12 protein-coding genes are annotated in these 12,783 nt (G+C 74.3%); 7 read left to right on the forward strand and 5 right to left on the reverse strand.

The genetic code is table 11. The features are described 5' to 3' along the window. Position 1 precedes the first annotated feature (1 nt). The gene (speB, locus tag ACFZCF_RS04465; protein ID WP_388441220.1) at positions 2-967 is read right to left on the reverse strand and encodes an agmatinase; all 966 of its coding nucleotides are present in this window, start codon (positions 965-967) and stop codon (positions 2-4) included. 98 nt (positions 968-1,065) lie between these two features. On the opposite strand from speB, the gene ACFZCF_RS04470 reads away from it, so the two are divergent. Next, positions 1,066-2,514, forward strand: a complete 1,449-nt coding sequence (locus ACFZCF_RS04470; protein ID WP_391284555.1) for a PucR family transcriptional regulator ligand-binding domain-containing protein — start codon at positions 1,066-1,068, stop codon at positions 2,512-2,514. Here the strand turns inward: ACFZCF_RS04470 and ACFZCF_RS04475 are convergent. Beyond that, on the reverse strand, positions 2,508-3,110 hold the full coding sequence (locus tag ACFZCF_RS04475; RefSeq protein ID WP_391284556.1) for a hypothetical protein: 603 nt from the start codon (positions 3,108-3,110) through the stop codon (positions 2,508-2,510). The two genes, ACFZCF_RS04470 and ACFZCF_RS04475, sit on opposite strands and share 7 nt — an antisense overlap. Before the next feature lie 164 nt (positions 3,111-3,274). Between ACFZCF_RS04475 and ACFZCF_RS04480 the strand changes: the two genes are divergently transcribed. From ACFZCF_RS04480 to ACFZCF_RS04495, 4 genes are all read left to right on the forward strand, one after another. Next, positions 3,275-4,492: a helix-turn-helix domain-containing protein gene (locus tag ACFZCF_RS04480; protein WP_391284558.1), complete on the forward strand. Its 1,218-nt coding sequence runs from the start codon at positions 3,275-3,277 to the stop codon at positions 4,490-4,492. A 76-nt stretch (positions 4,493-4,568) separates the two neighbouring features. Beyond that, positions 4,569-5,726 carry an acyl-CoA dehydrogenase family protein gene (locus ACFZCF_RS04485; RefSeq protein ID WP_189945697.1) on the forward strand — a complete coding sequence of 386 codons (1,158 nt, stop codon included), beginning with the start codon at positions 4,569-4,571 and terminating at the stop codon, positions 5,724-5,726. Then, positions 5,727-6,599 carry an acyl-CoA thioesterase gene (locus ACFZCF_RS04490; RefSeq protein ID WP_388441261.1) on the forward strand — a complete coding sequence of 291 codons (873 nt, stop codon included), beginning with the start codon at positions 5,727-5,729 and terminating at the stop codon, positions 6,597-6,599. A 19-nt stretch (positions 6,600-6,618) separates the two neighbouring features. Further along, positions 6,619-7,545, forward strand: a complete 927-nt coding sequence (locus tag ACFZCF_RS04495; RefSeq protein WP_388441264.1) for a cation diffusion facilitator family transporter — start codon at positions 6,619-6,621, stop codon at positions 7,543-7,545. Here ACFZCF_RS04495 and ACFZCF_RS04500 read toward each other — a convergent pair. Both ACFZCF_RS04500 and ACFZCF_RS04505 read right to left on the reverse strand, forming a co-directional pair. Next, positions 7,534-8,316, reverse strand: a complete 783-nt coding sequence (locus ACFZCF_RS04500; RefSeq protein WP_388441267.1) for a phosphatase — start codon at positions 8,314-8,316, stop codon at positions 7,534-7,536. The two genes, ACFZCF_RS04495 and ACFZCF_RS04500, sit on opposite strands and share 12 nt — an antisense overlap. Then, a complete protein-coding gene (locus tag ACFZCF_RS04505) occupies positions 8,297-8,824 on the reverse strand; it encodes a MarR family transcriptional regulator (RefSeq protein WP_391284562.1) in 528 nt (175 codons plus the stop codon). The genes ACFZCF_RS04500 and ACFZCF_RS04505 overlap by 20 nt, the downstream gene beginning before the upstream one ends. Positions 8,825-8,936: 112 nt before the next feature. Between ACFZCF_RS04505 and ACFZCF_RS04510 the strand changes: the two genes are divergently transcribed. Further along, on the forward strand, positions 8,937-10,412 hold the full coding sequence (locus ACFZCF_RS04510; RefSeq protein WP_391284564.1) for an MFS transporter: 1,476 nt from the start codon (positions 8,937-8,939) through the stop codon (positions 10,410-10,412). A 71-nt stretch (positions 10,413-10,483) separates the two neighbouring features. Here ACFZCF_RS04510 and ACFZCF_RS04515 read toward each other — a convergent pair whose 3' ends face one another. Beyond that, complete coding sequence (locus ACFZCF_RS04515; RefSeq protein ID WP_382806372.1) at positions 10,484-11,086, reverse strand: TetR/AcrR family transcriptional regulator; 603 nt, start codon at positions 11,084-11,086, stop codon at positions 10,484-10,486. Positions 11,087-11,173: 87 nt separating this feature from the next. Here ACFZCF_RS04515 and ACFZCF_RS04520 point away from each other — a divergent pair, with 87 nt between their 5' ends. Further along, positions 11,174-12,781, forward strand: coding sequence for a carboxyl transferase domain-containing protein (locus ACFZCF_RS04520; RefSeq protein ID WP_391284567.1), 1,608 nt, complete (start codon positions 11,174-11,176; stop codon positions 12,779-12,781). Positions 12,782-12,783 lie beyond the last annotated feature (2 nt).

The following is a 12,783-nucleotide window of genomic DNA, read 5'->3' on the forward strand; positions in this document are numbered from 1 at the left end:
ATTATCGACCGGCCGCGATCTGGCGGCTCATGATCGTGGTCAGTTCGTAGGCCGTGTGGGAGGCGGCGACGGCCGTGATCTCGGCGTGGTCGTAGGCGGGGGCGACCTCCACCACGTCCGCGGAGACCAGGTTGCAGGAGGAGAGGCCGCGGAGGATCTCCAGGAGCTCGCGGGAGGTCATGCCGCCCGCCTCGGGGGTGCCGGTGCCGGGGGCGTGGGCCGGGTCGAGGCAGTCGATGTCGATGGAGATGTACAGCGGGCGGTCGCCGATGCGCTGGCGGAGCTGGTCGGCGACCTCGTCGGCGCCGCGGCGGTAGATGTCGGCGGAGGTGACGATGCCGAAGCCCATCTTCTCGTCGTCCGTCAGGTCCTGCTTGCCGTACAGCGGGCCGCGGGTGCCGACGTGGGAGAGGGCCTCGGTGTCGAGGATGCCCTCCTCGACGGCGCGGCGGAACGGGGTGCCGTGGGTGTACTCGGCGCCGAAGTAGGTGTCCCAGGTGTCCAGGTGGGCGTCGAAGTGGAGCAGGGCGACGGGGCCGTGCTTCTTGGCGACCGAGCGGAGCAGCGGGAGGGCGATGGTGTGGTCGCCGCCGAGGGTCATCATGCGGGCGCCGGTGCCGAGGAGTTCGTCGGCGGCGGCCTCGATGGTCTCGACGGCCTCGTTGATGTTGAACGGGTTGACGGCGATGTCGCCGCCGTCGGCGACCTGCGCGAGGGCGAACGGGGAGGCGTCCTGCGCCGGGTTGTAGGGGCGCAGGAGGCGGGAGGCCTCGCGGATGGCGTTGCCGCCGAAGCGGGCGCCGGGGCGGTAGGAGACGCCGCTGTCGAAGGGGACGCCGACCACGGCGATGTCGGCGGTGCCGACCTCGTCGAGCCGCGGCAGCCGGGCGAACGTGGCGGGACCGGCGTACCGCGGGACGCGGGACGAGTCGATCGGGCCGCGCGGGGTGCTCTGGTCGCTGCTCATGGTCGGTGCCTCCTGGGCTGTCGTCGGGGTGCGGCTCGACCGTAAGTCGCCCGAAAGCCACATTGAAGTGTACGTTTCCTCCACTGTCGGGGCCGGAGATGTACGAAGGGGCCACAGCCGTGACGTTCTCGGAGCCGCTCTCCCCTCCTCCGGCGCCGCCGGTGCCGCTCGCCGCGCTGCTCGCCCGCCGTGAGCTGGGGCTCCGGTTGCTCGCCGGGCCGGAGGACGGGGCGCTGCACTGGGTGCACACCTCGGAGATGGCCGACCCGTATCCGTATCTGCTCGGCGGGGAGCTGCTGTTGACGGCGGGGGTGCAGCTGGCGGATCCGGCGCGGTTCGTGGAGCGGGTGGTGGAGGCGGGGGCGGCGGCGCTCGGCTTCGGTGTGACGCCGGTGTACGACACGGTGCCGGCGGAGCTGGTCGAGGCGTGCGTCCGGCACCGGCTGCCCCTCGTGGAGGTGCCTCCCGGGACGCCGTTCGCGGCGGTGGCGCGCGCGCTGTGGCGGCTGATGGCGGAGGCCAGGCTGTCGGAGCTGCGCCGGGTGACGGAGGCGCAGCAGTCCCTGGCCACGGCCGCCGCGCGCCCCGCGCCGGTCCCCGCCGTCCTGCACGCGCTGGCGTCCCGGCTGGGCGGTCGGGCGGTGCTCTTCGACCGGGACGGCACGGAGTCGGCCGCGGCGGGCCGGGAGATTCCCCCGGCGGCCGCCGAGGCGCTCGCCGAGCTCGCGGGCCTGGTGGCGCCCGGACCCGGGCCCGCGTCCGCGAGCGGCGAGGAGGCGGGGCTGCGACTCGCCGCGTACGCCCTCGGCGGCGGCGACACGCTCGCGCTCGGCGTGGCCACGGAGCGCCGTGACCCCGGCGACCACACGGTCGCCGGGGTGGCGGTGGTGCTGCTCTCGCTGCTGACCGCCCCGCGCGGGGCGACCGACGTGGCGGTACGGGACGGGGTGCTGACCCGGCTGCTGCTCGGCGCGCCGGCGGCGGAGGCGGCCGCCGCCCTCTCCCCCGGGCCGTGGACGGTGGTGCACGCCCGGGGCGGCGACGGCACCCCGTTCGCGGCGGCCGGCTTGGCGGCGGCGCTCGGCACGGAGCTGGTCGACGCGGGTCCGACGGTACGGCTCCTGCTGCCGCCGGAGGCGCCCATGACGGCCCAGCCCGGCTGGACCCTCGGCGTCTCCGCCCCCACCGCAGCCGACGGGCTCCCGGCCGCCGACGCGCAGGCGGCGCGGGCGCTGCGGCGGGCGGAGGCGACCCGGTCGGCCCTGGTCCGCCACCGGGCGGGCGGCCTCGCCGGTCTGGTCGACCCGGCGGAGGCCGCCGCCCACGCGCGCGTGCTCCTCGCTCCCCTCGGCGAGGCGCGGGCCGAGACCCTGCGCGTCTGGCTCTCGCTGCACGGCAGCTGGGACCGTACGGCCGCCGCGCTGGGCGTCCACCGCAACACGGTCCGGCAGCGGATCGCCCGCTGCGCGGCCCTCCTCGACCGGGACCTGGACGATCCGGACGTGCGGATGGAGCTGTGGTTCGCCCTGGGGCGGAGTGATCAGTAGAGCTTGTTCACGGCCGTCTTCGTCGTGGTGCGGAAGCCGGCCAGCGGGGCGTCCTTCAGGTCGCCCATCTGGCCCCAGCGGACGAAGGTGACGGTGCGGCCGTCGCGGCCGACGGAGAAGAGGTGGATGTCGGTGTTGCCGACCTGCGGGTCGGCGGTGTCCAGGCTGTAGACCCAGGCGCCCTCCTCGACGGCGAGCTTGCCGTGGTAGGCGCTGACGGCCTTCAGGCCCGGGTTCTGCCGCTCCAGGAGGGGACCGCAGCCGGCGAGCGCCTTGCGGAGGGTGTCGACCAGCTTCACGGCGTCGGCCTCGGTGCGGGCGACGGTGGTGATCTGGACGCCGTTGGTGTCGAGCTCGGTGGTGAACTCGCGGTAGCGGGTGTTCTGCGCCGGGATCTTGTACGGGGCGCAGAGGGCGCCGCCGTTCTCCGGCACGCCGGTGAAGACCGGGGTGGCGGTCCACGGCGTCGACGACGCCGGCATCTGGGCGGCGGAGAGGAAGGCGGGCTGGGCGGCGGCCTGCGCCGGGGCGGCGGCGAGGGCGGCGAGGCCCAGCGCGGCGGCGGTGGCGGTGAGGGCGGTACGGAGCTTGGTCATGGTGGTGGTTCCCCCGTCGGGTGGTTCGGTCGGTGCTCCACCAGACTCGGGCCACCGCCCGCCGCCCGGCAACGGTGACGCGCCTGTCGTCCGTCCCGGAACCATTCCACCCCCGCTGACGTGCAAGGACGTGAAGGGGTGGGACGCAGGGCGAGGGGGATGGAATGCCGAAGGACGCCGCCGTCGAGGAGTTCGCGCGGCTGGTGCGCGGGCTGAAGGCGCGCGACGGGAGGAGTTACGAGGCGCTGGGCCGGCGGCTGAGCGTCAGCGCGTCCACTCTCCACCGCTACTGCTCCGGCGCGACCGTCCCGGAGGAGTTCGCCGTGGTCGACCGCCTGGCCCGGCTGTGCGGGGCGGACGAGGAGGAGCGGCGGGCCCTGGAGGCGGCCTGGACCCGCGCGGACGCCGCCCGCCGCCGGCCGGCCCCGGGCCCCGGCGCGGAGCGCGAGCCGGCCCCGGAACCGACGCCGACGCCGACGCCCGAGCGCGAGCCGGTCCTGGAACCGGAGCCGACGCCGGAGCCCGCCCCGGCGCCCGGGCCCGACCCCGTGCCCCGGCCGGGCTCCGCCCCGGAGCCGGAGACCCGGCCGGAGCCGGAACCCGCGCACGCGCGCGTGCCGGGCCTCCCGTCCGGGCGGCGCCGCCGCCGGTGGGCGTGGGCGGGCCTGGTCGGCGGGGTGGTGGCGGCGCTCGCGGCGGTGACGCTCGGAGTCGTACTCCTCCCGGAGAAGGCGGAGGCGGCCCCGCCGCTGACGTGGACGGTCGCCTCGCACGTCTGGGCGAACGGCTGCGGGCACACCTATCTCGCGGAGCGCGCGCCCGGTCCCCCGCCCGTGCCGGCCGACGCGCGGCGGTGGGCCGGGGCGGCGGGGGCGGTGCACGGCGGGGAGACGCTGGTGCGGGTGTCGGTGCAGGGCAAGGGCGCGCCGGCCGTGGTGCTCCAGGCGCTGCACGTGCGGGTGGTGGAGCGGACGGCGCCGCTGCCGTGGGCGGCGTACCGGATGGACGACGGGTGCGGGGGCGCGGTGACGCCGCGCCGTTTCGAGGTGGACCTCGACCGGCCGCGGCCGGTGGCGCGGGCGCTGGACGGCTACGACGCCTCCGGGACGGAGGGCCGGACGCTGCCCGCCGTCGCCTTCCCGTACACGGTCACGGCGACCGGTCCCGAGGAGCTGCTCGTCACGGCGCGGACGGCGGGCTGCGACTGCCGCTGGTACCTGGAGCTGGAGTGGAGCGCCGAGGGGCGGACCGGCACGGTGCGGATCGGGGACGAGGACGGGGAACCCTTCCGGACGAGCGGGGTGAGGGGAAGGCCGGTGTACGGGTACGACTCCGGGGGACGGGCCTGGATCACAGGCCGGGAGTCTGGACAGGGCGGGTGACCGCTGGGTAACTTCGGACCTGACAGACTGAGCAAGCGCTTAGACAACTGGGCCCGCACACCGGAGGAGTCGCACCGTGCGCCGTACCGTATTCAACGAGGACCACGAGGCGTTCCGGGAGACCATCCGGGCCTTCATCGAGGCCGAGGTCGTCCCCGTCTACGACGAGTGGTTCGCGGCCGGCCAGGCGCCGCGCGACTTCTACTACAAGCTCGGCGAGCTGGGCATCTTCGGCATCAACGTGCCGGAGGAGTTCGGCGGCGCCGGTCTCGACACCCACAAGTTCGAGGCCGTCCTCTACGAGGAGACCTCCCGCGCCGGCGTCCAGTTCGGCGGCTCCGGCGTGCACGTGCTGCTCGCCCTGCCGTACATCAAGATGCTCGCCACCGAGGACCAGAAGAAGCGCTACCTGCCGAAGTTCGTCTCCGGCGAGGAGATGTGGGCCCTCGCGATGACCGAGCCGGGCACCGGCTCCGACGTCGCGGGCATGAAGACCACCGCCAAGCTCTCCGAGGACGGCACCCACTACGTCCTCAATGGCGCCAAGACCTTCATCACCGGCGGCGTCCACGCCGACCGCGTCATCGTCTGCGCCCGCACCTCGGCCCCGTCCGAGGACGACCGCCGCTTCGGCATCTCGCTCTTCGCCGTCGACACCAAGTCCGAGGGCTACTCGATCGGCCGCAAGCTCGACAAGCTCGGCCTGAAGACCTCCGACACCGCCGAGCTGGCCTTCGTCGACGTCAAGGTCCCCGTCGAGGACCTGCTCGGCGAGGAGGGCAAGGGCTTCTACTACCTCGGCCACAACCTCGCCTCCGAGCGCTGGGGCATCGCCTTCGGCGCCTACGCGCAGGCCAAGGCCGCCGTCCGCTTCGCCCAGCAGTACGTGCAGGAGCGCACCGTCTTCGGCAAACCGGTCGCCCACTTCCAGAACACCAAGTTCGAGCTGGCCGCCTGCCAGGCCGAGGTGGACGCCGCCGAGGCCGTCGCCGACCGCGCCCTGGAGGCCCTGGACGCGGGCGAGCTGACCCCGGCCGAGGCCGCCTCCGCCAAGCTCTTCTGCACCGAGGTCGCGCACCGCGTCATCGACCGCTGCCTCCAGCTGCACGGCGGCTACGGCTACATGAACGAGTACCCGATCGCCCGCCTGTACGCCGACAACCGCGTCAACCGCATCTACGGCGGCACCAGCGAGATCATGAAGTCGATCATCGCCAAGAGCATGGGCCTGTAAGTGCCCGAAGCGCCCTCCGCACTGGATGACCTGCTCGACCTGCTCGACCTGGAGCGGATCGAGCAGGACATCTTCCGGGGGCAGTCCCGGTCCGCGCTCGTCCCCCGCGTCTTCGGCGGCCAGGTGGCCGCCCAGGCGCTGGTGGCGGCGGGCCGGACCGTCCCCGCCGACCGGCTCGCCCACTCCCTGCACGCGTACTTCCTCGTGCCGGGCGACCCGGGCGCGCCGATCGTCTACGAGGTCGACCGGATCCGCGACGGGCGGTCCTTCACCACCCGGCGGGTGGTGGCCGTCCAGCACGGGCAGCCGATCTTCCACCTCTCCGCGTCCTTCCAGACGTACGAGGAGGGGCTCGACCACCAGGCGGAGATGCCGGCCGCGCCCGACCCGGACTCGCTGCCGACCGCCGAGGAGACGCTGCCCCGGCACCTGCCGGCGGACGTCGCCCGGCGGCTGATCGAGGCCCGCGGCGCCGTCGACCTGCGGTACGCCGACACCCCGCCGTGGGGCTCCGTGGGCCGGCCGCGCGAACCGCGCTCGCAGGTCTGGTTCCGCACCAGCGGGAAGCTCGCGGACGACCCGCTGCTGCACGTCGTGCTCGCCACCTACGTCTCCGACATGACCCTGCTCGACTCGGTGCTGCTCGCCCACGGGCGCGGCGGCTGGGCCGTCGGGGACGTGGTCGGCGCCTCCCTCGACCACGCCATGTGGTTCCACCGGCCGTTCCGGGCCGACGAATGGCTCCTCTACGACCAGGAGTCGCCGTCCTCCTCCGCGGGTCGCGGTCTCGGCCAGGCCAGGATCTGGACGCGGGACGGCCGGCTCGCGATCTCCGTCATCCAGGAGGGTGTCGTTCGCGTCCCGCGCCCCTGACCGGACCTACCGTCCGACCATGGCTGACAACGGCGAGAGCACCTTCACGGTGATCGTGGCGGCGGGCGCGAACCTCGGGATCGCGGTCGCCAAGGCGGTGGCGGGCGTCATCAGCGGGTCGAGCGCGATGCTGTCGGAGGCCGCCCACTCGGTCGCCGACACCGTCACCGAGGTGATGCTGCTCACCGCGCTCAAGCGGAGCGAGAAGCCCGCCGACGAGGACCATCCGGTCGGGTACGCGGGCGAGCGGTACGTGTGGGCGATGCTCGCCGCCGTCGCCACCTTCGTCGGCGGCGCGGTCTTCTCGATCTACGACGGCGTCCACACGCTCGTCCGGGGCGAGGAGCTCGGCGACCCGACGATCTCGTACGTCGTCCTGGGCATCGCCTTCGTCCTGGAGGGCTTCTCGCTCCGCACGGGCGTGAAGCAGGTGAAGGCGGAGGCGGAAAGGATGAAGGCCCCCTTCGCGCGCTACCTCCGCCTGATGCCCGACACCACGGTGAAGGCCGTGGTGATGGAGGACTCGGCAGCCCTCGCCGGCCTCATGCTGGCGGCGGGCGGCCTCCTGGGCGGCCAGATCACCGGCTCGGGCACCTGGGACGGCGTCGCGTCGATCCTGATCGGCGTCCTGCTCGTGTACGTGGCCTGGGTCCTGGGCCGCTCCAACGCAGAACTCCTCATCGGCCGCCCGGTGCCGCGGGCGATGCGCTCCGAGATCCGCGAGGAACTCCTCTCCGTCCCCCCCGTCGTCGACGTCCTCGACCTGATCACCCTGATCCAGGGCCCCGGGGAGGTGCTGGTCGCCGCGAAGGTCGACTTCCGGGACGTGGCGACGGCGGCGGAGGTGGAGCGGGCCTGCGAGCAGGCGGAGGCGCGCCTCCGGGCCCGCTTCCCCTCGGTGCGGCGGGTCTATCTGGATCCGACGCCGGGGCCGTCAGGCCAGTAGGCCCGCCGCGTTCAGCAGGTACGCCGTCATCGGCTCGTAGAAGCGCGGGTCGACGACGTGGTCGTCGAGGGGGACGGTGACCTTCATGGTGCCCTCGGCCTCGGCGAGGAAGAGCGCAGGGTCGTTGCAGTCCGCGTAGCCGACGGAGTCGATGCCGCGCTGCGCGGCGCGGCCGGCCCAGCCGTGGTCGGCGACGACGAGGTCCGGCGCGGCCTCGCCGAGCAGGGCGAGGCCGTCGAGGATCGCGTTCATCGGCTCCGGCGAGTGGGTGTGCCAGAGGCTGGCGCCGCGCTCGAAGACGGCGACGTCCGCGAACTGCACGACGTACCCCTCGTCGGCGACGAGCCCGCCGGGGATCCGCACGATGTCGCAGCCCTGCGCGCGGAGCGCGGCGGCGACACGGCCGTGCGCGTCGATCAGCGCGCCGGGGTGGCCGGTCGCGAAGAGCACCCGCTGCCGGGCGGCGGCGGCCTCCTTCAGCCGGGCGGCCATCCGGTCGAGGGCGTCGACGGTCAGCTCGGGGTCGATGGTGTCCTGCCCGGCGCGGTGGGCCGGGTCGTCGACGACGCCGCAGCGCTCGGCCATCACGGCCAGCACGTCCTGCTCGTCCGTCCACCGGTCCCCGAGCTCCAGGCCGAGCCAGTAGTGCCGGTCGCCGTTGGCGAGCTTCCGGTAGTGGTCGAGGTTGTTCTCGCGGGGGGTGGCGACGTCGCCCGCGATGCGGCTGCGGACGAGGTGCTCGACGAGGGCGTCACGGCTGAGTATCGGCATGCCGCTCATTTTGCCGCGCCGGGGCCTCCCCCGTGCGGGCCGTCCGGACTCCGGCCTCCCCGGCCCTCCGGAACGTCCGGTCCACCGGAGCCGCCGGAGCGTCCGGGCCGGGCCGGGCGAGCAGTCCGCGCACCTCGGGCGCCGTGCCGGACAGCTCGCCCAGGAGCTCCTCCACGGTGGCGGTGGCTTCCGCGAAGATCCGCCGCCCGGCCGGGGTGAGCCGCACGTCGAAGCCGCGCCGATCGGTGGCGCAGGGCCGGCGCTCGGCGTACCCGGCGTCCACCATCTGCGCGAGCAGCCGGGAGACCTGGGGCTGGCTCCGGGAGACGCGGGCGCTCAGCTCGCCCGCGCGGAGCCAGTCGCCCTCCCGTTCCATGACGTCCATGATCTCGAAGGCGCTGACGCACAGCCCGTACGTGTCGGAGAGCAGGCGCTCCGCGGCCTGGACGATCTGCGCGCCGGCGCGGACCGTGGCCATCCAGCGGTCGGTGAGGGGTGCTGCTGTCACGCCCCGATCCTAGGCGTCCCCCCGGACCTTGTCTATGCATGCGCATGGATGTAGCGTTCGGCGAAATTTGATGCATGCGCATGGATCGAGAAACCTGCGAGAAGGGACCCCCATGAACCAGAGGACACCGGCACCCCCGACCCTGCCCTCGGATGCCGCCCCGGCCCCGGGCGCCACCGCCGCTTTCGCCGCCCCGGCCAAGGCCCCCTGGACCGCGCTGGTCGTGGTCGGCGTCGCCCAGCTGATGGTGATGCTCGACTCGACCATCGTGAACGTGGCCCTCCCCTCCATCGGGGCGGACCTGCCCGCGGACCGGACGGCCCTCCAGTGGACGATCAGCGCCTACCTGCTGCCGTTCGGCAGCCTGCTCCTCTTCGGCGGCCGGGTCTCCGACGTCCACGGGCGGCGCCGCGCCTTCCTCGCCGGGCTCGCCCTCTTCACCGCCGCCTCGGCTCTCTGCGGCGTCGCGGGCGGCCCGGAGCTGCTGATCGGCGGGCGGGCCGCGCAGGGCGTCGGCGCCGCGCTGCTCTCCGCGGCCGCCCTCTCGATCGTCCTGGAGGTCTACCGGGACGAGGAGCAGCGCAGGATCGCGCTCACGGCCTGGAGCGGCCTCGGCGTCATCGGCGCCACGATCGGCGTCGTCCTCGGCGGCCTGGTCGTCACCGCGGTCGACTGGCGCTGGGCCTTCCTCGTCAACGTCCCCGTCGGCGCCGCGGCCTTCGCCGCCGCCCTGCGCGCCGTGCCGTCGCTGCGGGCCGCCTCCGGCCGCAGGCTCCGGCTCCCCTCGGCCGCCGTGGCCACGGCGGGCCTCGCCGCGCTCTCCTTCGGACTGATCCGGCTGCACGAGGGCCTCGGCGACCGCGCCGCCTGGACCGGCCTGGCCGCCGCGGCGGCCCTCCTCGCCCTGGTGACCTCCATGGAGCTGGGCCAGGACGACCCGCTGCTCCCGCTGCACCTGCTGCGCCGGCCGGCCTACCGGCTGGCCTGCGCGGGGCTGCTCCTGGTCGCCGCCGTGATGATCGGCAGCTCCTTCCTGGCCGCCCAGTACTTCCAGGAGGTCCACCGGATGAGCGCCTTCGCCACCGGCCTCTCGCTGCTGCCGATGGGCCTGGCCGCGCTCGCCGCCGCGGCGGCCGCGCCCGCCCTCATCGGCGCGCTCGGGCCCGGCGGGACGTACGCGCTCGGTGCCGTGCTGCACCTCCTCGGCGCGGGCCTCCTCGCCACCGGGCCCGACTCGGTCCCGCTGACGATCGCCGCGCTCGCCGTCGTCGGGGCGGGCCTGCCGGCCTGCTTCGTCCCGCTGTTCGGCGTCGGCGCCGCGCACGTGTCCGCGGCGGAGTCGGGCGTCGGCTCCGGCCTGCTGAACACCTTCAACGAGAGCGGCGCGGCCCTGGGGATCGCGGTGATCGGCACCGTCCTGGCCACCACCGCGGACGGCCGGCTCGACCGGGGCGCCTCCGTCCCCGACGCCACCGCCTCCGGGGTCGCGGGAGGCTTCCTGGCCCTCGCGGTCTGCTCCGCCGCCGGCCTCGTCCTCGCGCTCGCCCTGCGCCGGGCGACCCCCGCGGACCGACGGGCGGCGGCGTAGTCACCGCGCGGCGGCGCGGGCACCCGGCGCGGTCGCGGCGGCCCTCGCGGTCGGCTCCGCCGCCGACCGGGTCAGACCGCGAGGGCGCCCAGCGCGCCGTGGGTGAGGTTCCGCAGGAGGCGTTCCATCTCGGCGCGCTCCAGCGGGGCGCCGAGGTGCGGGGTGGAGTTGAGGAGGCCGAAGACGGCGTGCACCGCGGCCCGGACCTCCGGTTCGGAGGCCGCCGGGTGCAGGGCCCGCACCACGTCGACCCACAGTTCGACGTACTGCCGCTGGAGCTGCCGGACGCGCTTGCGGTCCTCGTCCTTGAGCCGGTCGAGTTCGCGGTCGTGCAGGGTGATGAGCGGCCGGTCGTCGAGGGCGAAGTCGATGTGTCCGTCGATGAGCGCGGCCAGCAGGGCCGCCGGGTCGCCGGGGGACTCCGCGACCCTCAGCCGGCCCCCGGCGAGGAGGCGCTCGCTGATGCCGACGAGCAGCTCGGCGAGCATCGCGTCCTTGCCGGGGAAGTGCCGGTAGAGCCCGGGGCCGCTGATGCCGACCGCGGCCCCTATCTCGTCGACGCCCACCCCGTGGAACCCGCGCGCGGCGAAGAGGCGGGCGGCCTCCTTGAGGATCTGCTCGCGGCGGGTCGGCGCGTCCATCCGGGCGTGCGTCGGGGTCGGGCTCGTACTCATGCCCTCCATTCTAGACAACCTGGTTAGCGGTCGTTAACCTGAGCCGCGTACGTTAACGCTCATTAACCGAACAAGGGAGATCGGTCGATGCGGCAGGCACCTGTGCTGTCGAGCGCGGCAGATCCCGCCTCGGCGGCCTGGCGGGCCAACGAGGCGGCGCACCAGGAGCTCTCGGAGACCCTGCGGGCCAAGCTGGCCGAGGCCGCGCTCGGCGGCGGTGAGAAGTCCCGGGCCCGGCACACCGCGCGCGGGAAGCTGCTGCCGCGCGACCGGGTGGACACCCTCCTGGACCCCGGCTCGCCCTTCCTGGAGCTGGCCCCGCTCGCGGCGAACGGCATGTACGGCGACCAGGCCCCGGCCGCCGGCGTCATCGCCGGCATCGGCCGGGTCTCCGGCCGCGAATGCGTGATCGTCGCCAACGACGCCACGGTCAAGGGCGGCACCTACTACCCGATGACCGTGAAGAAGCACCTGCGGGCGCAGGAGGTGGCGCTCGACAACCGCCTCCCCTGCCTCTACCTCGTGGACTCCGGCGGCGCCTTCCTGCCGATGCAGGACGAGGTCTTCCCGGACCGCGAGCACTTCGGCCGGATCTTCTACAACCAGGCCCGCATGTCCGGCGCCGGCATCCCGCAGATCGCGGCCGTCATGGGCTCCTGCACGGCCGGCGGCGCGTACGTCCCCGCGATGAGCGACGAGGCCGTGATCGTCCGGAACCAGGGCACGATCTTCCTCGGCGGCCCGCCGCTGGTGAAGGCCGCGACCGGCGAGGTCGTCACCGCGGAGGAGCTCGGCGGCGGCGAGGTCCACTCGCGGATCTCCGGCGTCACCGACCACCTCGCGGAGGACGACGCGCACGCGCTGCGGATCGTCCGGAACATCGTGGCGACCCTGCCCGAGCGGGGCCCGCTGCCGTGGAAGGTCGAGCCGGTCGAGGAGCCGAAGGTCGACCCGTACGGGCTGTACGGCGCCGTCCCGGTCGACTCCCGCACCCCGTACGACGTGCGCGAGGTCATCGCCCGCGTGGTGGACGGCTCCCGCTTCCAGGAGTTCAAGTCCGAGTACGGCCAGACCCTCGTCACCGGCTTCGCCCGCATCCACGGCCACCCGGTCGGGATCGTCGCCAACAACGGCATCCTGTTCGCCGAGTCCGCCCAGAAGGGCGCGCACTTCATCGAGCTGTGCGACCAGCGCGGCATCCCGCTGGTCTTCCTCCAGAACATCACCGGCTTCATGGTCGGCAAGGCGTACGAGCACGGCGGCATCGCCAAGCACGGCGCCAAGATGGTCACCGCGGTCGCCACCACGCGCGTGCCGAAGCTGACGGTCGTCGTCGGCGGCTCCTTCGGCGCCGGCAACTACTCGATGTGCGGCCGGGCCTACTCCCCCCGCTTCCTGTGGATGTGGCCCAACGCCAAGATCTCCGTCATGGGCGGCGAGCAGGCCGCCTCGGTCCTCGCCACGGTCAAGCGCGACCAGCTCGGCGACGCCTGGAGCGCCGAGGACGAGGAGGCCTTCAAGGCGCCGATCCGCGAGCAGTACGAGACGCAGGGCAGCGCCTACTACGCGACCGCCCGCCTCTGGGACGACGGCGTGATCGACCCGCTGGAGACCCGGCAGGTGCTCGGTCTCGCGCTGACCGCCTGTGCCAACGCGCCCCTGGGTGAACCCCAGTTCGGCGTCTTCCGGATGTGAGG

It is taken from the genome of Streptomyces sp. NPDC007945 (assembly GCF_042958885.1).
In the GTDB taxonomy this organism is placed as follows: Bacteria; Actinomycetota; Actinomycetes; order Streptomycetales; family Streptomycetaceae; genus Streptomyces.